We start from the raw sequence: 23,115 nt of genomic DNA, 5'->3' as shown, positions 1-23,115 counted from the left end.
CAACGCTGCTCAGGCGCTCTGGGCGTCCTTCGCGCGGGCCTTCAGCGCCCGCATCACACCGTCGCGGCCCTCGGCCACCAGCCGACGCAGCGGGGCGGGGTGCCCGTCACCGGCCAGCCACGCGTCGGTGGCCGCGACCGTGTCGTCATCCACCAGGTAGGTCGGGTACGCCAGCTGGGCGAACTCCTGCGCCGGCTCGCTGTCCCGGGTGGCCCACACCTGCCCGATCGCCGCGAAGTACCGCTCCCGGTACGGCGTGACCAGCTCCACCTGCGCCGGGTGGGCGAAGCCCTGCAACAGCGCCCGGTGCCGCCAGTTGGGCAGCGCGTCCGGGCCGGTGAGCAGGGCCCACACGGCGGCCTTGTTCTCGGCCGTCGGCACCAACGCGTGCGCGTACGCGGCTTCCCGCTCGCCGCTGGCGGTGCGGTCGCTGCTCAGCTCCGCCTCGATCTCGGCGGCCCCGGCGGCGCCGTTGGCCACCAGCGCGGCCAGGACCGACCAGCGCAGCTCGGTGTCGACGGTCAGCCCGGCCGGCATCCCGGTGCCGTCCAGCCAACCGCGCAGCGTGGCCAGGTCCTCCTCGGAGCGGACCGCCGAGGTGAACGCACGGGCCCAGGCCAACTGGAACCCGCTGCCGGGCTCGGCGGCGGCGAGTGCGTCGCGGGCGGTACGGGCCAGGTCAGCCCAGCCGGTCGGCGCCCACGCCGAGTCGGCGTACAGGGTGAGCGTGGTGGTCGCCTGCCGCAGGGTGGCGGTGACCAGGTTGATGTCGGTCTCCGCGGGCAGCCCGCTCAGCGTCAGCGCCACGTAGTCGCGGGCGGACAGCTCGGCGTCGCGGGTCATGTCCCACGCGGCGGTCCAGCAGAGCGCGCGGGCCAGCGACGAGTCGAAGCCCCCGATGTGCTGCACCACCGTCGCCATCGAGCGCTCGTCGAGGCGCAGCTTGGTGTAGCTGAGGTCGTCGTCGTTGAGCAGCAACACGTCGGCCGCCCGGACGCCACGCAGCGGGGCGAGATCCGTGTGCTCGCCGGTCACGTCCACCTCGTACCGCTCCCGTCGGACCAGCCGCCCGTCGGTCAGGTCGTACAGGCCCACGCCGATCCGGTGGGTCCGCAGCGTCGGGTACGCCGCCGGGGCCTCCTGCCGCACCAGCACCTGCTCGTACGTGCCGTCGGCCCCGATGGTCACCTCCGGACGCAGCGTGTTGACCTGCGCGGTCTCCAGCCACTGCGCGGCGAACTTGCGCAGTTCTCGACCGGATGCGGCCTCCAGCTCGGTGAGCAGGTCGTCGAAGGTGGCGTTGCCCCAGGCGTGCTTGCCGAAGTAGGCCCGCAGCCCGGCCACGAACGGCTCCTCACCCACGTACGCGACGAGCTGCTTGAGCACGCTCGCGCCCTTGGCGTAGGTGATGCCGTCGAAGTTGACCTCCACGGCCTCCATGTCCGGCATCTCCGTGTAGACCGGGTGGGTGGAGGAGAGCTGGTCCTGCCGGTAGCCCCAGTTCTTCCGGATGGACAGGAAGGTCGTCCACGCCTCGGTGAACCGGGTCGCGTTGGTGTTGCACCAGTGGCTGGCCCACTCGGCGAACGACTCGTTCAGCCACAGGTCGTTCCACCAGCGCATGGTGACCAGGTCACCGAACCACATGTGGGCCAGTTCGTGCAGGATCGTGTTGGCCCGCTGCTCGTACTCGAAGTCGGTGACCTGCGAGCGGAACAGGTAGTGCGACTCGGCGTGCGTCACGCAGCCGAAGTTCTCCATCGCGCCGGCGTTGAAGTCGGGCACCCAGAGCTGGTCGTACTTCGGCAGCGGGTAGCGCACGTCGAACTTCTCGTGGAAGAAGTCGAAGCCCTGCTTGGTGATCAGGAACAGCTCGTCGGAGTCCAGGTACTGGGCCATCGACGCCCGGCAGAACACCCCCAGGTCGATGCCGTCGTGCGCGTCGCGCACCTCGTGGTACGGCCCGGCGCACATCGCCGTGATGTAGGTGCTCATCCGGGGCGACTCGGTGAAGTGCAGCGTCTTGAGCGCCTCACCCGCCGGCTCCTCCCGCTGCACCGGCATGTTGGAGACCGCCCGCCAGTGCGCCGGCACTGTGACGTGCCAGGTGTAGACGCTCTTCAGGTCGGGCTGGTCGAAGCAGGCGTACACCCGCTGCGCGTCGGCCGTCTCGAACTGGCTGTAGAGGTACGTCTCGCCGTCCACCGGGTCGACCGTCCGGTGCAGACCCTGCCCGCTGCTGGAGTAACCGAAGTCGGCGTCGACCACCAGGACGTTGTCGCTGTCCAACCCGGACAGGGTCAGGCCCTTCTCCGCGGACCAGTCGGAGAGGTCGACGGGCGTGCCGTTCAGCGTCGCGGACCGCACCGACTCGGCGGCCACCTCCACGAAGGTGCTCGCGCCCGGTTCGGAGCAGCGGAACCGGACCTCGGTCGTCGACCTGAACGTGCGGCCGTCGGCCGCCAGCACGGCACTGGACAGGTCCAGACTGATGTCATACCCCGTCACGTTGAGCAGGCGTGCCCGCTCGGTCGCCTCGACCTGCGTCAGGTTGCGCACTCCCGGCACTGTTCGTCTCCATCCCACATGTCGCCGTACGCCCGGCGGCGCCCGTTCGCCTACCGCTCGTGACGGCTGGCCCGAATCGAGTCTTCCATGTACGGGCAGCCCGCGGTGGCCGAGGTCACGCTCTCATTCGGGTGCCGGTCAATGCGCTGCGGGGTGAAGATTCACCTGAGACGCCGACCTGTCGGCGCCACCCGTCGCGAAGGGATCTCACAGTGACCGAACGTGTCACCGCCGACATGTGGTTCGACCCGGCCTGCCCGTGGGCGTGGATCACCTCCCGCTGGCTGCTCGAGGTCGAGCAGATCCGGGATGTGGACATCCGCTTCCACGTGATGAGCCTGGCCGTGCTCAACGACGGCCGGGACGAGCTGCCCGAGGACTACAAGGAGTTCCTGAAGACCGCGTGGGGCCCGGTGCGGGTCTGCATCGCCGCCGAGCAGCTGCACGGCAATGACGTGCTGCGCCCGCTCTACACCGCACTCGGCACCCGGATCCACCTGCAGAAGCAGGAGCGGGGTCCGGAGCTGTACGTGGCCGCGCTCACCGAGGCCGGCCTCGACCCGGCACTGGCCGCGGCTGCCGACAGCACCGACTACGACGAGGCGCTGCGGGCCAGCCACGAGGCGGGCATGCGCCCGGTCGGGCAGGACGTCGGCACTCCGGTGGTGCACGCGCCCGGCCCGGACGGCACCCCGGTTGCGTTCTTCGGCCCGGTGATCACTCCGGCTCCGAAGGGGGAGGCCGCCGGCCGGCTCTGGGACGGCGTGCTGCTGGTCGCCGGCACGCCGGGCTTCTACGAGCTCAAGCGCACCCGCGAGCAGAGCCCTATCTTCGACTGAGCGACGACCACCGCGCCCCCGTCCGTGCCTGCCTCATTGGCGCGGACGGGGGCGTTTCTCGTCCGATGCCGAGGTCGGCGCAGGCTCGTGGCGTCACCGGGAGGCGGGCGGCGTCGTTTCCCTCGGTGTCCGCCGCAGCGACCCGAAGGGCCGCACGCCGCAGTTCGTGGAGGCAAATCCCGATGGCCAAGCACCGTGCGTCCGGTGACGATCAGTTGACCCGGCAGGGGGTGATCGAGACTCCCGGCGCTGACTACTGGTCCGTTGACGACTCCCGCTGGCCGACGGTCCGCCCGGACCTGCCCGCCCACCTGGTGGATCTACTCGCGCCGCCCATCGTGGTGGGCGTGGCCCGGGTCCCGGTGACCTCCCGGCTCACCCCGCCCAGGGCGATCGACCCACTGCCGTCGTCCGTCGACGCGGTGCCGACCAACGTGTCGGCGCTGGTGCCGTCGGGGGCGGCGCCGGCCGAACCGGCGCCTCCGCCGCCGGCGCCGGCTCCTCCGCGGCCGGTGCCGACCCCGCCGCTGAGCCCGCGGCCCGTGCCGACGCCTCCTCCCGACCGTCCCGTGCCGGGGCCGCCCGCGTCGCCCCGCCGCGCCCTGAACACCGGGCCTGTCGGGGCCGGTCGGCGTGGCAACGGTGGGCCGGTGAGCGCGGGTAAGCATCGCCGGGGCACCTCCGACCGCGCCGGCTGACCGGCCGGGCCCCACCTGTCGCTTTCATCTGGTGGACGCCCCGCGGGTCCCCGTCGGCGGCGACATCGTCGCCGGTAGCGTCAGTGGGCATGACGGTCGTGCATCCGATCACCCGGGCCTGGGTCACCACTGGCGGCACCGGCGCGCAAAACTACGACGAGTTCGCCGACGACGCGGAGATCACCGCGATCATCGGGTCGAACCCGCACAGCGCTCTCGGCATCGAGATGCCGCATCGCGCCCCGCAGAGCCTGGGCAAGTCGTTCCTCGACGCGCTGCCGGACGCGGTGGCCCGCCTCGCCGAGGCCAAGGCCGACGGCAGCTACACCCCCGCCGAGCAGGTGGTGGTCCTCTACCGGATCAGCGCGCCCGGCGAGGAGCCGGCGTACGGGCTGTTCGCGATGGTGGACACCGACCAGATCTCCACTCGGGCGGACGAGCCAGGCCTGGTCATCCGCAACGAGGACGTCTTCATCGCCAAGGTGCGCGAGCGGGTGGCACTGGCCGACGCGCTGGGCCACCTGCTCTCACCCGTACTCCTGCTCCAGACGGGGCGTGGCGACGAGCTGCACGCCGCGCTCGCGGCGGCGACCGACACGGCAGGTGCGCCCGCCGCGACGGACACCGACCAGGCGGGGCGCACGCACGCCATCTGGCTGCTCGGCCCGGGCCCGGAGCAGGCCACGCTGACGGCTCTCGCCGGTGGTGGGGACCTGGTCGTCGCGGACGGCAACCACCGCAGCCTGGCCGCCCAGACCGGAGGGCTGCCGCGCTTCCTGGCCGTTGTCACCACCCCCGCGTCGGTGGCCATCCAGCCGTACAACCGGCTGGTCAGCGAGCTGACCACCACCCCGGCCGAGCTGCTCGACCGGCTGCGGGCCGCGGGCGCCGAGGTCGAGCCGATCGACGGCCCGGTCGAGGTCCCGGCGGCCGGCGGCACCGTGCACCTCCGCCTCGACGGCCAGGGGTACGCGGTACGCCTGCCCGCCACCGCCTCCGCCCGCCTGGAAAACCTGGACCACGCTCTGGTCGAGCGGCTGGTGCTGCGCGACGCGCTCGGTCTGGACCCGGGCGACAAGCGAATCACCTACGTCGGCGGTGACTACCCGGCGAGCTGGCTCACCGGTGAGGTCGACGCCGGCCGGGCCGAGCTGGCCATCCTGATCGCGCCGGTGACAGTGGCAGATTTCGTCGCGGTCAACCTGGCCAGGGAAAAGATGCCCCGCAAGAGCACCTGGTTCACCCCGAAGGCGCGCGGCGGGCTGGTCGTCGCCGAGCTGCCGCGTTGAGCATCATCCCCACGACCGTGTGACGAACCCGGCTCGGGGACGCCCCTGTGACGTCCCCGAGCGCGGCCTGACAGACTGCCCGGTATGCGCGTCTACCTGGGATCCGATCACGCCGGTTTCGAGTTGAAGGTGCACCTGGCCAACCACCTGGCCATGCAGGGCTACGACGTGGTCGACGTCGGCCCGCACAGCTACGACCCGGACGACGACTACCCCACGTTCTGCCTGCACACAGGCGACCAGGTGGTGGCCGACGAGACGGGCCTCGGAGTGGTCATCGGTGGTTCCGGCAACGGTGAGCAGATCGCCGCGAACAAGGTCGCCGGCGTCCGCGCCGCGCTGGCCTGGAGCGTCGAGACCGCTCAGCTGGCCCGCCAGCACAACGACGCGAACGTCGTCGCCATCGGTGCCCGCCAGCACACGCTGGACGAGGCGACCGGCATTGTCGAGGCGTTCCTGAACACACCGTTCTCCGGCAACGAGCGGCACGCTCGTCGGATCACCCAGGTGGCCGAGTACGAGCGGACCCGGAAGCTGCCCGACCTGCCCTGACAGTGCGGCGTTCAGCGCGGCGAGCGGGGCAGCTCCTCGCGGGGCACCCAGTTTCGCCGGACGACCACCACCCGGGCTTCCGCCTCGGCCAGGTCGTCGTCGGTGGGGCGGGCCGCGTCCCGGGCCCGTAGCGCGGCACTCAGTCCCACCTGGGACGAGCCGGAGCCGACCAATCCGCGCAGCCCCCGCTCGCCGTCGCGCTCGTCGCCGCCGGTGCTCCTGCGTCGCGGCGGCGGCTCGTCACCGTCGTGCACGCCCGGGGTGCTGACCGTCGGGCCGTCCGCACCCGGTCGGGTCGTCTCGGTGTCGGGGTGGTGGCGCAGCCGTCGCCGTCGTCGCTCGGGGTCACCCATCAGCCGACCGTACCCTGGCCGGGTTCGATCCGGCACCGTCGCGGGGCCGCGCGCCCCGGCCGGGGTCGGCGACCGATTTGCCGGCTGGCTACCCTCGAATCAAGGCGGTGCTGTTGCCGTCGGTCAGGGGGAGGACGAGATGGCAGACCAGACGCAGCCGTGGGCGGAGCGGACCGTGGAGGTGCCACCGCAGGCCGGCGTCGGGGTGCCGCCGCAGCGTGACGGGTTCCGCCGGGGGGTCGCTCCGGTGGGGGAGCCGCGCACCCCGCGGACGGAGCCGTTCCCGGTGGTAGAGCAGGAGCCGACCGGCACCGGTTGGCCCGGTGAGCCGGTGCCCCGCCGCTCGCTCAGCTCCCGGATGGCGCAGCTGCGGCGCGGCGGTGAATGGAGCGCTGCGGCAGGCCTCTTCGCGTTCGTGTGCTGGGGGATCTGGGCGCTGTCCGGCCAGGGTGACCTGAGCGGCCCGCTGCTGGTGCTGGTACTCAGCCTGCTGGTGGCGGCCGGCCTGTTCGCCCTGTTCCGGCTGGTCGGCCGGGTGGTGCTGGAGCGGCAGCTGGGCCGGGTCCGGCGCAGCGCCCGAGGTGCGCACCTGGCGACGGCGGTGTTCCTCGTCGGCCTCGGGGTGGCGTGGCTCCAGCAGACCGAGTGGGTCGTCTCGGCCTGGAACTGGATCTCCTCGAACTGACCGGGTGTGCACGGGTGGGCCGGTCCAGGACCGCCCACCCGTGCACCCGGTCGTCTCCCCACCAGGCACTGTCGCTGCTTACCCCGCCGGCCGCGGTTCATCCGTGGCCGGCCGCTCCGACCGGTACCTCCTTCGTGGGCTCGCGTGATCCCGATGGTGCGGCGGTCAGTGGGTGCCGCCGTGCCCCTCGGCGTCGGCCCGGGGCGACGCGACCCGGGCGGCCGGATCCTCGACGCCGGGCTCGCCGCCGTCCGGGGCGACCGCCCCGTCGTAGTTGTAGAGCGGTCGACCATCGTCGTGCTGCTTGGTGGTCTTTATGTAGCGGTGCATCAGGCCGTCGATCTCCACCTCGACGAGTGCCTCGTTGCCGGTCTCGTGGGTGCTGCCGTCTCGGGGGCCGCCCACCAGGTGGGCTTTTGTGTTCGTGTCCATGAACGGGGCCCTACCCACCAGACACCCGGCGGAAACGGGTGAAATCCGGCCAGCGGCGCAGGCGCGTTCGCGTCAGTGCTCGGGCTTGTGCGCCCGGACCAGGATGCGCTGGGCGTGGGCCACGAACGGACCGTGGCGACGGATGTGGTCGTGCAGATCGGCGAGGCGGGCCCGGTAGCGGTCCACGGTGAAGTCCGGCACCGTCCAGATGACTTTGCGGAGGAAGTGCACCACCGCTGCCACGTCGTTGAAGGTGGTCGGCAGCGCTTCGTGCCGCAGCTCGTCGATGACCAGGCCGGCGGCTCGCGCGTCGGCGGCGGCGCGGGCCGGGCTGCGTTCGTCACCGATCTCGCGGGGACCCGTGAGGAACTGGGCCAGCTCGCGGTTCGAGCCGGGGCCGATCTGCTGGGCCAGGTACCGCCCGCCGGGAGTGAGCACCCGTGCGATCTCGTCCCAGAGCACAACGTTGGGATGCCGGCTCACCACAAGGTCGAACGTCTCGTCGGGAAACGGGAACGGAGCGTCCTCGGCAACGTCGACCACCCGTACGCCGCGCGGTTCGAGCGCGCGTCGGGCCAGTTGGAGGTTGGGCGGCCAGTGTTCGGTGGCCACTGTCACCGGTGGGAATGCCGGCACCTCGGAGAGCACCTCGCCGCCGCCGGTCTGGATGTCCAGTGCGGCGCGGGCCACCCCCATTTGGGCTGCCATGAGTTTCAGATATCCCCAGGACGGCCGCTGTTCTGTCGCGCGGCCGTCGAACCAGGAGAAGTCCCAACCGTCCACGGATGCGTCGACACCTTCGCGGAGCAGATCCTGGAAGGTCGTCGTGTCCTGCATTGCGTCAGGCTGACAGGCCGCAGTGGTGATGGCAAGCAGATGTGTCAGGTGTCGGCGCAGGGTGCACGCAATGACTCCTGTCAGTGATCTGACACCAATTCCGAACGATCTTTCGGCGAGAATTCGTCACGTGGCGGATCTCCTTCGTTTCGAGACTGATCAGGGCGTCCTCCTCGTCGAGGAACACGCTGGCACCGATCTGGAACGGGTCGGTCTGCTCGACCGGATCCGCCCCGCCCGGCAGACGCTGGAAATGGCACTGGCCCACATCAGGCCCGCGCTCGACGCCGCGCTGGGCGTGGTCCGCGGGGTGGCGGTGCGCCCCGATCAGGTGGAGGTCGAGATCGGCGTCACCCTCACCGCGGAGGCTGGTGCGGTCGTCGCTCGTACCAGCGCGCAGGGCCACCTCAAGGTCAAGCTGATCTGGACCTCGCCCGTCCCGGCGCTGCCGTCGCCGGGTGAGGACGGGGCCGGCGCGCAGGAGGCCGCCGCGCATGACTGACCGCAGCGTCGGTATCCGGCCGCCGGCCGTCCTGGCCGAGTGGTTGGCGGAGCACGGATGACCGGCACCCGGTCGCTCGCCGGCCGGGTGCGGATACTCGGTGGCCACTCCTCGTCGGTCGTCGGCGCGGGCATCCAGTTGACCAGTGACCTGGTGCTGACCTGCTGGCATGTGGTCGATGACGGCACCGGGGCCGGCCCGCCCGGGGTGCTCGTCGACACACCGAGCCACCCCGGCACCCGGGTCGCCGCAGAGGTGACCTGGTCCCGGGGTGTCGGCCCGGCCGGCGACGGCGACCTGGCGGTCCTGCGCTGTGCCACACCGCTGCCGTCCGCCCCCGCCACCCTGGCGGATCGTGGCGACGACGAGTTCGACGTGCGGATCGTGGGTTTTCCGGCCAACACCCCGGCGTCCGTCATGGTGCTGGCGCGGGCCGTCGGCCCGGTCGACGGCGGCACCGGATGGCGGCAACTCGACCGAATTTCCCCTGCCACGGCCGGAATCGACAGGGGGTTCAGCGGTTCCGGGGTGTACGCGCCGGATGGCGCCGTGGTGGGCATGGTGCTGGCCCGCGCGAGCGTCGGCCAGCAGTTGGTCGGCTGGATGTTGCCAGTCGGGCAGTGGCGTGCCCTGCTGCCGTCCGGCCTGTTGCCGCCTGCCCTGCTGCCGTCCGGCCCGTTGGCGGCCGTCGCCCGGGCGACGCCCCGGACGCTCTCATTCGCGCAGAAGATGGCGCTGGCCCGACTGTTGGAGGAAATCCCGGTACTCCGGCACCCCGACAGCCGTCAATTGGTCATTCAGTCGCTGCCACCACACATCGGTCGGATGGTGAACCCATTCGGGCCATTGGGTCTAGACATGTTCGGCCTGATCCGGACGGCCTTAGAATACGAGGACGGGATCGCTGCTCTCTATCGCGTCCTGCTGTTGACGGAAGGGCCGACGAGTAGGCCACTGCGGGCCTTCCGTGACCTTGCCGAGAGCCTCGGTCTGCTGACGGGTACGGAGGACAATCGGTGACGACGCCCCGGATGCCGAGCGCCCAGGTGCAAGCCATCTGTGACGCACTGCTCTCGATGAGTTCGATCAATGACGGGAGCACCCGTTCGCTCTACCTCGACGAGGTCGAGGGGGAGCTGCGCAAGCGACTGTCGGTGCCCCGGCACTCCGAGGTCCGGTACGACGTCTACCGCATCGTGCGCACCTGCGCCCAGGAGCCCCGGGGCATGGCGACGCTGTTGCAGGTCATCGCCAACTTCCACCCGGGTGCCAGCGCGGTCACCTCCGCCCAGCAGATCTACCTCTCCTGGCTCCTCGCGCAGTTGCTCACCGACGTCCCGCCCGAGGTGTTGACCGCGGCCGTCGAGGCAGTCGCGGATCATCAGCTGTCACCGGAGGACATGCCCGGCCTGGTGGAGGCCGTCGGCTGGCAACCGGTGGGTGACTGGCGGGTCCCGGCCGCCGTGGCGCTGGCGGTCCTGGTCCTCACCGGCCTCGAGTCGGGCAGCAAGCCGCTCGAGCAGTGGTTGCGGGACGCGGCGGCGGCCCTGCGGCTCACCACCGCCGATCTCGACGAATCGCGCATGGCTGCGAAGGCGCACTGGACGTCGCTACGATCCCCGCACCAGGCGGCACCGGCCGAGACCGGTGGAGAGGAACCTGAATCCGACATGCGCAGGACGATCATCATCGAGGAGACGACGCCCCAGCGATCCCGAACTCTCATCCGGGGCGGCGTCCCACCGCGCAACCTGTACTTCACCGGCCGGGAGAAACAGCTCGTCGCGCTCGACGAGCTGCTGTCGTCACAGCACCGGGCCTCGGTGCTGCCGGAAGCGGCGCTGCGCGGTGTCGGTGGGGTCGGCAAGACCCAGCTCGCTGTCGAGTTCGCCTACCGGTACGCGGACCGTTACCAGCTGATCTGGTGGATGGCCGCCGAGGATCTCAGTGCGCTGCGTAGCTCGATCGCGGCCCTCGGCGAGCGGCTCGGCCTGGCCGCGAGCGCCAGCCTGGAGCAGACCGTGCGCACGGTCCTCGACTCGCTGTCGACGAGTTCGCTCAGTTGGCTGCTGGTCTACGACAACGCCGACGACCCGCACGAGCTGGCTCCACTCATGCCCTCGTCGAACCTCGTCGGCGAACGCGGCCACGTCCTCGTCACATCACGGAACATGGCCTGGTCGGCGAGCGCCCTGACCCTGGACGTCGACGTGTTCACCCGAGCCGAGAGTGTGGAACTGCTGCTCAAGCGGCGTCCCACGACCAGCCCTGACGAGGCCCGCCGGCTCGCCGCGGAGCTCGGCGACCTGCCACTCGCCCTGGAGCAGGCAGTCAGTTGGCTGCTCACCATGCTGTCGTCGGTCGACGAATACCTCGTCGACCTCAAGGAACACGCCCGGGAGCTGCTGGGTGAGGGGCAACCCCGGCAGTACCGGGGCACCGTGTTGACTGTGGTGTCGATGGCACTCGCCGCGATACGCGAGCAGAACCCGGCCGCCGCGCAGCTGATCCAGCTACTCGCCTTCCTCAGCCCCGACCCGGTCCCGATGCGCCTGCTCTGGGAGGGGCGCCGCGCCGGGTTGGACGAACCGCTGCGCACCAGCCTCCAGGAGCGCAACGACATAGCCCGGGCCATCCGGCAACTGGCGTCGCTCGGGCTCGCGAAGGCGGACAATGCCAGCCGGCACGTACAGGTGCATCGACTGGTGCAGGCGGTCATCCGGGAAGGGCTCGCCGAGCAGGGCGACGACGGCCCGCTGACGAATGCCCGCCGGCTGCTCGCTGCCGCCAACCCGGGCTTCCCCGACGACCGGAGCACCTGGCCCCGCCATGCCGACATCGCGCCACACGTCCGTGTCGCCGGTCTGATCCACGGTGACATCGACGCCCGCCGGACGGCGATGGACCAGCTGCGCTACATCTACAACCTTGGTGACTTCGAAGGCTGTCGGGACTTCGCGGAGGAGATCCTGGCCGCCTGGGACCAGCCCGGTCCAGACGGCCAGCGCAGCGGCGATCCGCTGACCCTGCTGGCGATGCGCCGGTACGCGGACGCCCTGCGGTTGCTCGCCGACCCGCGCGCGGCCGCGTTCGGCCTCGAAGCGCTGGAGCGGATGCGGACGAGCCTCGGTGAGGAGCACGAGTACACACTGGGCGCGGCGAACAGCGTCGGCGCGGACCTGCGGCGGCTCGGGGACTTCGCGGCCGCCGCCGACCTGGACCGGCGCAACCTCGACGTGCACCGCCGGGTGCTCGGCGACGGGCACCCGAGCACGCTGCGGGTGATGAACTCGATGGCGATCAACCTTCGCCTGATCGGTGACTTCGAAGGGGCGTACGACCTCAACCTCGAAGTGGCGCGGCACGCCGGTGCGGCCGCGGAGGACGGCACCTATTCACTGGTGCTGGCCCAGGAGGCCCAGGCGCGCGACCTCTACCTCCTGGGCCGGTACGCCGACGCGCTGGAACTGCTGGACAGCTCCCTGCCGGTGCAGCGGTCGCTGCTGGGCGCCGAGCACCTCACAGTGCTGCGGGCCACCTGCATCCACATCGCCTGCCTGCGCAAGACCGGGCAGCTCGACGCCGCAGTGACCGAGGGCGCGGCCAACTACCGGTTGGTGACCCGCCGCTTCGGCACCGATCATGTGCTGGCCGCGGAGGCGGGCATGACCTGCGCCAACGCCATGCGCGCAGCGGGCGACGCGACCCAGGCGTACGCCCTGGCCGCCCAGGGGCACACCACCTTCCGAGCCGTCTTCGGGGAGCGGCATCCGGTCACGCTCTGCGCTGCGGTCAACCTCGGGGTGATCCTGCGGGCGCGCAACTTCGACCGTGAGGCGCGGGAGTTGGGTGCGGCCACGTTGCAGGCGATGGGCGAGGCGTTGCCGCCCACCCATCCGTACCTGCTGAGCGCGCGCTCCGCGCAGGCGATCAACCTGGTCCGGTCACACCGGCTGGAGCAGGCGCAGGTGCTCTCCGAGGCGATCCTCGAGGACTCGCGTCGCCTGCGTGGGCCGGGGCATCCATACACGCTCTATTGTGCGGTCAACGCGTCGGTCGATCTGATCGAGGTCGGCGAGGAGGCTCGGGGCCGCGAGCTGCTCGACGAGGCCGCCGCGGCGCTGGAGGCGTTGTTCGGGCCGGACCACCCGGAGGTGGACGCCGCGCGGGGTCAGCGGCGCATCGAGTGCGACATCGAGACCGTCGGGCTGACCTGACGCCTCGTCCACCGGAGAGACGGTCGTACCGAGCCTTGGGTTCATCCGCTGGGGATCGTTTGTCGGCGGGCGCGCTCGGCCTCCGCCACCTCGCGCCGCCCGGCGGCGTCGGCGGACGCCGGGACCGGCACGGCGGCCAACTGGCCGATCCGTTCGGCCAGGCGATCTGCCCAGAGCCGCCCGGCCGAGGTGAGACTTGCGGCCCGGGCGAGCTCGACCAGAGCGCGCTCCAACTGGGCCCGTACCACAGCGAACCGCGCGGTGGCCTGGGCCGCGAGTTCCGGATGGGCGCGCAGCGCGGCCCACACCTCGGCGACGGCGGTGAACGCGTAGGTGCCGTGCAGCAGCCCGTCGATCGGACGCGGGTCAGGACGCCAGGGTGCGAAGTACCGCGCCGGGTCTGCGGGTTCGTGCAACTGGACCAGGCCGAGGACTGCGTTGAGTTTGCTGTGTTGCAGCTCGTGCACCATCGTCACGGCCAGATCCACCGGGTCGAGGTTGGCGTCGGCGGCCAACGCTCCGAAGGCGTCGGCGTGCGTGACACTGTGCCCGCGTTCGGTGCCGTCGGCCAACGGCACGAAGGTGCTGATGCCGGCGGCCACCTCGGCGGCGTGCGTTGGGGCGTACCCGACGAGCAGGTGCCAGGCGTGCCCGACGGACCGTTCCAGCTCGGCGGCCTGCGGCGCGGAGAGCCGGGCGGCGACCGGTAGCCCGAAGCAGTCGCGGTAGGGGTCAAGGTCGTCGACGCGGAGGTCGAGGGTGACCGACTGGTCGGTGAAGCGCCACCAGTGGGTGGGCGTCCACTGGCGCCCGGTCAAGTCGGCCGGCGTCACAGTTGTGCTGCCGCCGCCGCGGCGCAGCACCCCGAGGCCCGGCACGGGCACCAGGCCCGCACGGGGCGTGACCGGCACCGCCGCGTCCGACCGACCACTGAGGGCGGCCGCCGCGAGCGCCGCGAACGAAAGGTAGTCGGGTCGGCCGGTGTCGCCGTGCCGGACCCGATCGATCGCCCAGACGGCCAGCCACGGATGATCGAGCAGCACGTCAGCGGCGGCCGGGTCGACACGGTGGGCGTGGCCGAGCAGATGCGCCGACGCCGCCAAGGCGTCGTCGGTGTCGGCGAGGCTCTTGAGGACGAGCATCGTGCGGTTGCGTTGCGCCCGCCGCAGAGCGCGGATGGCAGCCGGGCCAGCCCGGCCGTCGGCCAGGCGGGTGAACTCCGAGTGGGTCAGCTGGAGTCGACGCCGGGGTCGAGGAAGCTGTTCCAGCCGGCGAGCGTCGTCTGCCGGGGACTCTTCAGTGTCGCGACCAGTTCCTCGATCCATCGGGCCAGTTCCGGATCCTCGTCGCGTAGCAGGTGGCTCAGACCCTGCGTCAACACGTCGACCACAACGAGGTGATCAGGTGCGGGTTGCTCAGTCATCGATGTCCCGGGTTGGCGCAGGCTTGCTGACATGAAAACACGTCAACGTCTGTGATCACCATCGGCTTACCGTCCGTCACCGAGGGTCGCGCGTCAGGGGCCGTACCGCCGCCGGCTGCTGCCGGCGGCGGTACGGGACCCGCGGGTCAGCCGGCGGCCGCCTCGGCGGCGGCGTAGTCGCGGGCCACCCGGACCATTTCCACCAGCCCGCCGGCGTACTCCTGGGATTCGCCGTGCGCCTCGTCGAACGGCGGCTGGAAGCCGACGCCCTCCCACTGGTTGGTTTCCGGGTTCCACAGGTCGTTGCCGACCTCGAAGTCCCAGGCGAAGATGCCCAGCTCGTAGTAGAGCTGGTCGGCCGAGTTGCCGGCGGCGGAGTAGAGCACGTCGGCGACCGGTCCGGTCTGCGACGGCCAGGTGACGGTGCCGCGCTCCTGGGCGATGGCGCCGACGATCCGCCGGGCGCTGTTGAGGAACAGCGTCGACTCGTCGATCGACGGTCGGGGCAGGGTGACCCTGCCGTCGGCCCGGTACGCTCCCGGCGGCCACATGAAGTACCCGCCGTAGGAGTGCACGTTCATCGCGAACTTGATGTTCGGGTGGGCCTGGGCGAGCGCGATCACGTTGCCGCTCTCCGCCTCGGAAAGCTCCGTCGTGCCGGCGAAGTTGCCGGACAGGCAGTTGGCGCTGGCGCCCACGTAGCCGTCGAAGTACGACCCGACTGTGTAGTTGCGGTTGATGTCGACGCCCCACGAGGTGCGGTTCTTCGGGTCGCGGGCCGCCCCGGTGCAGTGGTTGACGAGATTCTTGCGCTGGAAGTTGAAGTCGTTGAACGAGTAGTTCGCGCCGTCCGGGTTGACCGTCGGGATGACGAAGATGTCGACCTGCTCCAGCAGCTCACGGGTGGCCGGGTCGGTGCGGGCGTTGGCCAGCATCCGCTCGGCGAACTCCAGCGTCACCAGCGGGGTGGCCCACTCCCGGGCGTGTTCCTGGGAGTACGCGAGCACCCCGACCCGGGAGCCGTCCCGGTGTACGCCGAGGCGAAGGGCCTGCACCGTCCACGGCCGCGCCGGCACCTCGGTGCCCTGGAGGCCGTCGTCGAGCCGGGTGGGGCCGGCGACGGGCATCGGCAGCCCGGCCGAGCCGTCCTCGACGGTGGCCCGGAACCGGTCCGGTTGGCGGGCGTTGATCGCCGCCGCGACCTCGTCGGTGGTGCTCACCGTCTTGCCCGCCGTGTCGGTGGCCAGTGACACGGTGAGGACGCGGTCGCGGTAGCCGACGGTCAGTGGCCGGTTCGCCCGACCCGGGTCGACAGTCCGCACCTGTACGCCGTTCATGTTCTGGTCGCCGAAGCGGACCGACTCGACCACCACGGCGGCGACCGTCGGGTCGCCCAGGTAGCCGGCGGCGTTGCGTCGGTATCCCTGAGTCTTGTTCGGCAGGTCGATCACGTCCACCAGGTCCCGGTACTGGCGGGCCAGTCGCTTGATCCGCGCCTGGATGTCCACCGGCGTCAGGTACGCGTCGATGAAGTCCTTCTGGTAGCCGGCCGGTAGCGGCGGTGGGGAGGCGTTCGGCCAGAGCGTTGGCGTGATCGCCCGGCTGACCCCGCCGAGGCTGGAGGTCGCGCTCAACTGAACCGGCCGGCTCGGCACCGGCTGGGGAAGGTTGTAGTGGTACTGGTACTCGCCTGAGTCCTCGAACCGGTACAGCGGAAACGAGCCGGTGACGCCGTCCGCCGTCCGCCAACTGACGGTGATCTCCACGTCCGGGTCGTCGGTGGCGGTGGTGGCCACCTGGGCCTGCAGGAAGGTCTGTCCGTTGGTGGTCCACCAGTACGCCTGCTGCACCTGGAGGGTGTCCACGGCGGCGGCGGTGGACCGCTGGCCTGCGGCCGGCACGCGCAGCCCGGCGGCGGTGCGGGCCTGGGCCGCGCGGACGCTGTCGGCGTAGTGCCGGTTGCCGTCCCCGGCGCGCTGCACGATCTGCACGGCCGTCGCGCCCTGCGCTGTCAGTTCATCGAGCTGCGCGCCGCTGAGCACCAGGTCGGCGATGATCCGGCCGTCCCGTGCCCGGGGCCGGTTGGCCAGGTCCGCGCCGGTGGCCACGAGCCGGTCCAGCTGGGCCTGATCGCGGAGCTGGACTCGGACCACTGCCGTTTCGGTGGTGCTCAGGGTGATCGGGGCTGCCGGATCGGCGGGTGCCGCCGCGCCGGAAGCGGGATGGGACAACACTGCGCTGAACAGGATCACTGTGGTGGCGGCAGCTGTCCACCGTCGTCGGACGATCATGTGCCCTCCTGTGACGGACGTCGATGTGCTTGGTCCTTACACCAGTGCACAGATCGACACCTGTCAAGGTGGGGTGGCTGTTGGCCTTTGCCTGCGCGTTATACGCGGAGTCGTCCAGCGACTCTGCGACGTTCGATCGCAGTCGCGTTGGTAACGTCTGTTGTCGGCTCGCTGCTCGTGGTACCGGTTGCAGTCGTATCTCAACGTCGATGGCTCCGAGACGTTGGAGCAGAGCTGCCGAGACCGGTCGGTCTGGTTAGCTGGGCTCGTTGAGCGACGTGAGTGAGGCCACTCACAGAACGGATGCGACGATGGTTGCCCTGACGATTGACTTCATCGGTGATGACGCAACAATCAATGACTCCGTTCGGGAGTGGTTGACTGAGGCTGGCTTCCGCGCTACGAACGCCAGCAACGGCTCGAACGTCTGGGTGCAGAATGTTGCGGACTGCGAACAACTAGGCGCGCATCTGTCCCTCTTCGTCGCGGAGAGGAGCGATCCGTTCAAGCTGCGCATCGATGGTCCAGGCGGAGATTCCCTTATTCATGAGGTGCGAATGGTTGCGGACGCTGACTCAATGACACATCTTCTCGCCACGAGTGCTTATCTTCAGTGACTTCAGCTGTCGCTAACCTCGGCCCGTTCGCCAAAGTGCGCAGTTGTGACCGAGCCGTACCGGCAGCGTTGGTGACCAGGTTCGGCCGGCCGCTGCTCACAGTGGTGGCCGCGGTGGGGCTCGTCCTCACCGCGGCCTGCGGGGGCGGCTCCGGCACGCCGCCGGCAGCCGGCCGGAGTGGGCCGCCGGCCGGCGGGTACACCATCGATCCGGTCGCCGAGGGGTTGCAGCCGATCTTCGACATGGACCCTGAGCTTGGGGACCAGGTCGGCAGGGTGCTGATCGCGCCGACGCTGGACGTCGATGGTCTGAAGGTTGTGCCTCAGCAGTCGCCCTACGCCGACGACGTTCTCTCGACCGTCTGTGGGATGCGTCAAGGCAACGGCGTCTACGGCACTGCTTTCGGGCAGCAGCGTGAGTGGGAGGCACCGAATCTGCGGGTCATGCAGCTCGCCGGCGCGTGGGGTGTGACATCGGCTGCGGAGGCTGTCGAGCAGGTTCGCGGCAAGCTTGGTTGTGGCACCTACCGTGATCGCGAGGATCGGTATCGCGTTCTCGGTGAGACGCAGCTTCCTCGTCTGCCTGGGCTGGATGGGCAGCTGATGTACTGCGAGGTGATCGATGGAGCGGACCGCTCGGTGCCGACCCATATCTGTACCTTGCTGTTGGCTCGGGGTGCGCTCGTCTCACGGATCCGGACGCTCGCTTTGGACACTGCTACCGCTGAGCGGGTTACCAAGCAGTTCAGCGTGCTCGCGGCTCAGAGCCTCACCGCCGTCTCCTGAGAATCGACCTGTTGGTCACCTCGCCGGGTGCGGTCACCGCCCCCGCGAGGGTGGCGCGGGCGTGAGTCACGCGTTGATCCCTGTGACATCTGCGCGAGTTCCGGAGCAACCCTCCGAGCCGGACCCCGCGTGACTATCTCGAAACGGGGATCGGAGGCCTGAATGAGCGATCGCGATGAGGCGTTCGCCGAGTACTTCGCGGCACGGTCCGGTGCCATGCGCGGCACCGCGTACCTGCTGTGCGGCGACTGGCACCGTGCCGAAGACCTGGTCCAGACCGCGTTCGTCAAGCTCTACCGGGTCTGGAACCGAATCTCCCGGCACGAGGTGCTCGACAGCTACGTGCGCCAGATCCTGATCCGGACCTTCCTCGACGAGCGCCGCCGCGGCTGGTGGCGGCGTGAACGGGTGGGTGGCGAGGAGGCCGAGCAGGTGGCCCCGCCCGACTCGCCGGAGGGCCGACTGGTGCTGCTGCAGGCGCTGGCCCGGGTGGCCCCGCGTCAGCGGGCCGTGCTGGTTCTGCGGTACTGGGAGGACCTGTCGATCGAGGACGTCGCGGCGTTGCTGGAGTGTTCTCCAGGGACTGTCAAGAATCGTTAGAAGCTATGGTCGATGTTGCCGACATGGACGTCGATCTAGGGGGACGGTTCTGATGGTACGGCGGAAGGCCCGGTCGGGGAACCGGGGCCGGTTCGACAGCAAGGACGCACTGCTAGCCGGCGGCGTAGAGGTGCGGGCGCTGCGGTATCAGCGTGCGAGTCAGGACAAGAAGGAGCAGGGCAAGAGTGTCCACGACCAGGGTGTGCTCAACCTGGCGGAGATCACGAAGCGGTCCTGGACGGACGCGGGGTCGTTCACGGACAACCACCGCTCCGCGAGCCGGCGTGCCACGAAGGAGCGGGAGCAGTTCGAGTTGTTGATCGAGCAGATCCTCGCCGGCAAGGGTGACGTGCTGGTGGTCTGGGAGATCTCCCGCAAAGAACGTGACCTCGCGGTGTTCGTGAAGATCCGGGACATGTGCCACGAGGTCGGTCTCAACTTCTGGCTGGTCGGCGGGGTGCTGTACGACCTGCGGGACAAGAACGACCGGATGATGCTCGGCTTCCAGGCGGTGCAGGCCGAGTGGATGGCCGACTCGATCCGCGACAACGTGCTGCGCGGGATCGTCGGCGCCGCCGAAGCCGGGCGTCCGCACGGAAAGGTCACCTACGGGTATCGGCGGATCTACGACCAGCGCACCAGAGCACTCCTGCGCCAGGAGCCCGATACCGAGATCCGTACGGCCGTGGCGGCGGACGGGACGGTGACAGAGTATTCGCACGCGCAGGTGGTGCGGGACAACTTCCGCAAGATCGCCGAAGGTATGCCGCTGACGGTCCGCGAGGCCGAACTGAACCGCCTCGGCATCCCCGCGTCGCAGGGTGGGATGTGGCGACGCGGGATCCTGCGCAAGCAGGTGATGAACCCGGCGTACATCGGCAAGCGGGTGCTGCGCGGGGAGATTGTTGGCGACGGGATCTGGCCTGCGCTTGTCAATGAAGAGACGTACTGGTCGGTGGTGCGGATGCTCGGCGATCCGTCGCGCACCACGACCCGCGCCGGGAGAGCGGTGCATCTGCTGTCGTACATGGTGCGCTGCGGCGTGTGCGACGGGCCGTTGTCATCGCAGCGCCTGAACCGGCACGGCTGGGAGGGGCAGGTGTACTCCTGCCTGCACAAGCGGTGCACCGCAGTGAAAGCCGAGTTCCTCGACGAGTACGTGCAGCGCACCGTGGTGGCGTGGCTGTCCCGCCCCGACGTCTACGACATTCTCACCGCCGCCAGCGCCACCGACGAGGAGGTCGCCCACGCCCGCGCCGAAGCGCAACGGTTGCGCGGGGAACTGGAGGATTGGCGCAAGCTCGGGGAGCAGGGCGAGGTCACCGCGATCGCCTACGCCCGCGCAGAGAAGGGCCTGACGGCGCAGATCGCTGAGCACGAACAGCGCGCCGCCGACGCCGGCATTCCTGCGGTGCTGCGCGGACGCATCGGGGACCAGGCTGTGGCGGCGTGGCAGGAACTCGGTGACGACGTCGCGGTTAAGCGGGAGATCATCCGACTCGTCGCTGACATCAAGCTCCTGCGCGCTGGGTTCAAGGGCGAACGCCGCACCTTCGGCCGCCACCGCCTCGACTGGCGGTGGAAGTTCGGCCCGCAGGATCAGCAGGCGGCCTGAATTCGGGGGATTCTGAGTCAGGAGCCGCGAAGACGACTTGACCTGTGGGAAAAGTCGAGCGTCGATGGTGTCCGCCGCCCGCCCATGGGACGGGCGGCGTCATCCGTCGACGGAAGGTGTTCAGGCTGTGCCACGCGAACGACTCAGCACCCTGGCCGTGCTGCCCGACGATGCCACCGATCCGCTGTTGTGGCGGCTCGCCTTCGACGTCGCCTCCGCACATCAGCCCGACGAGCGCGGCGACTGCCGCAACCTGCAGTGCCAAGGGCAGCGCGGCATGTGCGCCGCCGCTCGCGCCGCCCGCCGTGCGATGAGCATGGCGCGGACACTGCGGACTACCGCGCCGCACCCGCCACCTGCTCAGGGCTGCGCTGCCGTGGACGACCCACCTAAGCGCAGCTTCGTCGGCTGGTTTACCGCGCGCTCGCCGATCGAGGCGACACACCCCGCCAGCCGTTCGGAGACGCTGCCACGTTGGCCGCATCCGAGACGCGCGGCGGCGTGACCTGATCCGGCTGTCGCAAGCTAGCGATGTGGCCGTTTACTTCAGGTGACCGAGCAGATCAGCAGTGTCAATCCTCCCTGCGGCGGTCAGCGCTATCGCGATGAAGGTCGCCGCCATTCCCGCGACGGCGGCCAGGACGGCAGCGGTTCGCTGCGCGCTATCGGTGAGCCTTGTCAATGCCACCGCGAGGCGCCCGGGGGGCTTGACGAACGTCTCTGCTGTCGGGGCCCCGCCCTCGTCGAACGCCTGAACCCTGGAGGCGAGTTTGCGCAGTGACGATGTCCCTTCCGGTTCGACCAGCAGGTCCAGCACCATGCGCAGCGTTTCTTGCAGGTCGAGGGGAAGCGTCGGGTCGCACGACTGTGGGCTTTGCAGATGTCGTCGGATCGACGCGCTAGTCGCTCGCAATGCGGTCGCTGCGGGGTGAGGGGCGAACCCTCGCGGTTGCCGACGATCCCACAACCCGGCGGTCTGATCGAGCAGCACGGCGATATCGACCAGACCGCTGCGGTGGACGTCGGCAACCGGCCGGAGTGGTTCAGGCATTTCCAGCGAGTCGGCGCGCTCTTCTATGACAGGCGGGGCCAACAACTGGCAGATCTCTACCGACAACTCCCACCCGGCCAAGCGACGGCGCAGGAAGGATGCCGCAATGTGAGCAGGCACCAGCATCGGTGTTACCGCCAGGAAGAGCACGATGAGGCCGAGCAGAGGGGGCAGTGCGGAGTCGGCGTCCGATGACGGCGTTGAAGCACTTGACGGCGTTGTAGCACTGTCCAGGTCGGGTATTACCGCGACCAGGACAAGGACGGGATACATCGCGGCGAGCATCTCGACCGTATGGGCCATCGTGAACCAGAACGCGTTGGCGGCGAGCCGGTCACGACCCCTGCTGGACAGATCGTCCGGAAAACGCAGGCCCGGAAGCTTCCCGCGCGGCTTGCCGGGCTGAGCGATGTAGCGCAGCCCGTTGAGGAAGATGCGTATCGCCACCAGAACGCCGAGGATGCCCGTGAGGCGACCCACTCTGTCGATCGCCTCCGCGAACTCGCCACCCGCGATGGCCCCTGGCACCAAGAGTAGGACGACGTAGGGAAGACTCACCGGCACCAGGAAGCCAACGATCGGGACCAGCAGCATCAGCGGCACCCGACGCCACGACTCGCGGGCGATCAGCCGGCCGATAATTCCGGGCCCGGCAGCCGACCGAATCAGCTCCCATGCACCTCTGCGCAGCCCTCGCCGTCGGATGGGCTCAAACGACGTGGACGAGACGCATCTCCACTGCACCGCCCAGAGCATCGAGCTGCCGAACGCGGCTGCCGCAACGATCCAGCCGACCATCAGGGCGATGATGCAGACGAGCAAGAGGGCCGCGATCACAATCACATCGACCGTCATACCAGTCACGGCCAAACGTGCCGGCCGTCCAGCTCGATATTCGGCGGTGTCGGATCTATCGAACCTGCGTTCGAACCAATACTCTTCGCAGTGTGAGGATGAGCCATGGGTGACCGCAGTGCCATCGAGTGGACGGAGGCGACCTGGAACCCTACGACGGGCTGCGATCGCGTGAGCCGCGGATGCGACAACTGTTACGCGTTGACGCTGGCCAAACGGCTCAAGGCGATGGGACAGCCGCGGTATCAGCGAGATGGAAACCCGCAGACAAGTGGGCCAGGGTTCGGGTTGACGCTGCACCCGGACAGCCTTGAGCTGCCGCTGACCTGGAAGCGTCCTCGGCTCGTCTTCGTCAACTCGATGAGTGATCTGTTCCACGCCCAAGTGCCGGCGAGTTTCGTCCGCCAGGTCTTCGAGGTCATCGCGGCGACCCCGCAGCATACGTATCAGGTATTGACCAAACGAGCACGCCGCCTACGCCGGGTGGCTCCATCTCTGACCTGGCCGTCCAACTTGTGGATGGGCGTGTCCGTAGAGGACGTCAGCACTGTCCACCGCATCGATGATCTGCGGGCCGTGTCGGCGGCGTTGCGCTTCCTGTCGTGCGAGCCGTTGCTGGGCCCGCTCCCGAGCTTGAAGCTAGATGGCATCGGCTGGGTGATCGCAGGCGGCGAGAGCGGTGCCAACGCCCGGCAGATGAATCCAGCCTGGGCCGTAGACCTGCGTGATCAGTGCACGCGCGCTGAGGTGCCCTTCTTCTTCAAGCAGTGGGGCGGACGGACGCCCAAGGCTGGAGGCCGCATCTTGAATGGCCGGACCTGGGACGACATGCCCCTCAGCCTAACCACCTGCTGACAACCACCCGGCCCGCATTGGCGATTGGCGGGCGCAAACCAGCAGCCTCTC

Annotated in this window: 22 protein-coding genes; 14 read left to right on the top strand and 8 right to left on the bottom strand. The window is 69.8% G+C overall.

Going from position 1 to position 23,115, the window contains the following annotated elements; all coding sequences use genetic code 11:
• Nucleotides 1-9 precede the first annotated feature (9 nt).
• A complete protein-coding gene (pepN, locus tag MED01_RS14235) occupies nt 10-2,559 on the bottom strand; it encodes an aminopeptidase N (RefSeq protein WP_238669043.1) in 2,550 nt (849 codons plus the stop codon).
• Nucleotides 2,560-2,780: 221 nt separating this feature from the next.
• On the opposite strand from pepN, the gene MED01_RS14230 reads away from it, so the two are divergent.
• From MED01_RS14230 to MED01_RS14215, 4 genes are all read left to right on the top strand, one after another.
• Entirely contained in the window at nt 2,781-3,407 is a 627-nt protein-coding gene (locus MED01_RS14230; RefSeq protein ID WP_210786053.1) for a mycothiol-dependent nitroreductase Rv2466c family protein, read from the top strand.
• Nucleotides 3,408-3,589: 182 nt separating this feature from the next.
• Nucleotides 3,590-4,105 (top strand): hypothetical protein, encoded by a 516-nt coding sequence (locus MED01_RS14225; RefSeq protein ID WP_238669042.1) that lies wholly within the window; start codon nt 3,590-3,592, stop codon nt 4,103-4,105.
• Between the two features lie 89 nt (nt 4,106-4,194).
• Complete coding sequence (locus MED01_RS14220) at nt 4,195-5,394, top strand: DUF1015 family protein (protein ID WP_238669041.1); 1,200 nt, start codon at nt 4,195-4,197, stop codon at nt 5,392-5,394.
• Between the two features lie 84 nt (nt 5,395-5,478).
• The gene (locus MED01_RS14215) at nt 5,479-5,946 is read left to right on the top strand and encodes a ribose-5-phosphate isomerase (RefSeq protein ID WP_238669040.1); all 468 of its coding nucleotides are present in this window, start codon (nt 5,479-5,481) and stop codon (nt 5,944-5,946) included.
• Nucleotides 5,947-5,957: 11 nt separating this feature from the next.
• On the opposite strand, the gene MED01_RS14210 is transcribed toward MED01_RS14215, so the two are convergent.
• Entirely contained in the window at nt 5,958-6,299 is a 342-nt protein-coding gene (locus MED01_RS14210; RefSeq protein ID WP_238669039.1) for a hypothetical protein, read from the bottom strand.
• A 139-nt stretch (nt 6,300-6,438) separates the two neighbouring features.
• Between MED01_RS14210 and MED01_RS14205 the strand changes: the two genes are divergently transcribed.
• Nucleotides 6,439-6,984 (top strand): hypothetical protein, encoded by a 546-nt coding sequence (locus MED01_RS14205; protein WP_238669038.1) that lies wholly within the window; start codon nt 6,439-6,441, stop codon nt 6,982-6,984.
• A 165-nt stretch (nt 6,985-7,149) separates the two neighbouring features.
• Here MED01_RS14205 and MED01_RS14200 read toward each other — a convergent pair whose 3' ends face one another.
• Nucleotides 7,150-7,416, bottom strand: coding sequence for a hypothetical protein (locus MED01_RS14200; RefSeq protein WP_238669037.1), 267 nt, complete (start codon nt 7,414-7,416; stop codon nt 7,150-7,152).
• A 72-nt stretch (nt 7,417-7,488) separates the two neighbouring features.
• A complete protein-coding gene (locus tag MED01_RS14195; RefSeq protein ID WP_238669036.1) occupies nt 7,489-8,253 on the bottom strand; it encodes a class I SAM-dependent methyltransferase in 765 nt (254 codons plus the stop codon).
• Between the two features lie 130 nt (nt 8,254-8,383).
• On the opposite strand from MED01_RS14195, the gene MED01_RS14190 reads away from it, so the two are divergent.
• Genes MED01_RS14190 through fxsT form a run of 3 tightly spaced genes read left to right on the top strand, consistent with a single transcriptional unit; the run spans nt 8,384 to nt 12,972 of the window.
• Nucleotides 8,384-8,755 (top strand): CU044_2847 family protein, encoded by a 372-nt coding sequence (locus MED01_RS14190; protein ID WP_238669035.1) that lies wholly within the window; start codon nt 8,384-8,386, stop codon nt 8,753-8,755.
• 57 nt (nt 8,756-8,812) lie between these two features.
• Entirely contained in the window at nt 8,813-9,775 is a 963-nt protein-coding gene (locus tag MED01_RS14185; protein ID WP_238669034.1) for an effector-associated domain 2-containing protein, read from the top strand.
• The gene (fxsT, locus tag MED01_RS14180) at nt 9,772-12,972 is read left to right on the top strand and encodes an FxSxx-COOH system tetratricopeptide repeat protein (protein WP_238669033.1); all 3,201 of its coding nucleotides are present in this window, start codon (nt 9,772-9,774) and stop codon (nt 12,970-12,972) included. The genes MED01_RS14185 and fxsT overlap by 4 nt, the downstream gene beginning before the upstream one ends.
• A 41-nt stretch (nt 12,973-13,013) precedes the next feature.
• On the opposite strand, the gene MED01_RS14175 is transcribed toward fxsT, so the two are convergent.
• The 3 genes from MED01_RS14175 to MED01_RS14165 form a co-directional block, all read right to left on the bottom strand.
• Entirely contained in the window at nt 13,014-14,114 is a 1,101-nt protein-coding gene (locus MED01_RS14175; RefSeq protein WP_238669032.1) for an aKG-HExxH-type peptide beta-hydroxylase, read from the bottom strand.
• An 86-nt stretch (nt 14,115-14,200) separates the two neighbouring features.
• Entirely contained in the window at nt 14,201-14,395 is a 195-nt protein-coding gene (locus MED01_RS14170; protein WP_238669031.1) for a hypothetical protein, read from the bottom strand.
• A 146-nt stretch (nt 14,396-14,541) separates the two neighbouring features.
• The gene (locus MED01_RS14165) at nt 14,542-16,686 is read right to left on the bottom strand and encodes a M14 family zinc carboxypeptidase (RefSeq protein ID WP_238669030.1); all 2,145 of its coding nucleotides are present in this window, start codon (nt 16,684-16,686) and stop codon (nt 14,542-14,544) included.
• Nucleotides 16,687-16,997: 311 nt separating this feature from the next.
• Here MED01_RS14165 and MED01_RS14160 point away from each other — a divergent pair, with 311 nt between their 5' ends.
• From MED01_RS14160 to MED01_RS14140, 5 genes are all read left to right on the top strand, one after another.
• Nucleotides 16,998-17,303 carry a hypothetical protein gene (locus tag MED01_RS14160; protein WP_238669029.1) on the top strand — a complete coding sequence of 102 codons (306 nt, stop codon included), beginning with the start codon at nt 16,998-17,000 and terminating at the stop codon, nt 17,301-17,303.
• A gap of 71 nt (nt 17,304-17,374) precedes the next feature.
• Nucleotides 17,375-18,088, top strand: coding sequence for a hypothetical protein (locus MED01_RS14155; protein WP_238669028.1), 714 nt, complete (start codon nt 17,375-17,377; stop codon nt 18,086-18,088).
• 162 nt (nt 18,089-18,250) lie between these two features.
• Nucleotides 18,251-18,688 carry a SigE family RNA polymerase sigma factor gene (locus MED01_RS14150; RefSeq protein ID WP_238669027.1) on the top strand — a complete coding sequence of 146 codons (438 nt, stop codon included), beginning with the start codon at nt 18,251-18,253 and terminating at the stop codon, nt 18,686-18,688.
• 52 nt (nt 18,689-18,740) lie between these two features.
• Nucleotides 18,741-20,303 (top strand): recombinase family protein, encoded by a 1,563-nt coding sequence (locus MED01_RS14145; protein WP_238669026.1) that lies wholly within the window; start codon nt 18,741-18,743, stop codon nt 20,301-20,303.
• Between the two features lie 127 nt (nt 20,304-20,430).
• Nucleotides 20,431-20,808: a hypothetical protein gene (locus MED01_RS14140; protein ID WP_203148149.1), complete on the top strand. Its 378-nt coding sequence runs from the start codon at nt 20,431-20,433 to the stop codon at nt 20,806-20,808.
• A gap of 36 nt (nt 20,809-20,844) precedes the next feature.
• Here MED01_RS14140 and MED01_RS14135 read toward each other — a convergent pair whose 3' ends face one another.
• Nucleotides 20,845-22,209: a hypothetical protein gene (locus tag MED01_RS14135; RefSeq protein WP_238669025.1), complete on the bottom strand. Its 1,365-nt coding sequence runs from the start codon at nt 22,207-22,209 to the stop codon at nt 20,845-20,847.
• A 105-nt stretch (nt 22,210-22,314) separates the two neighbouring features.
• Here MED01_RS14135 and MED01_RS14130 point away from each other — a divergent pair, with 105 nt between their 5' ends.
• Nucleotides 22,315-23,064, top strand: a complete 750-nt coding sequence (locus MED01_RS14130; RefSeq protein WP_203148116.1) for a DUF5131 family protein — start codon at nt 22,315-22,317, stop codon at nt 23,062-23,064.
• The last annotated feature ends 51 nt before the right edge of the window (nt 23,065-23,115 follow it).

The sequence above is a fragment of the Micromonospora alfalfae genome, assembly GCF_022230925.1.
GTDB classification, from domain to species: Bacteria; Actinomycetota; Actinomycetes; order Mycobacteriales; family Micromonosporaceae; genus Micromonospora; species Micromonospora alfalfae.
The sequence above is the reverse complement of the archived record's forward strand: the minus strand, read 5'-3'. Positions and strand labels throughout refer to the sequence as shown.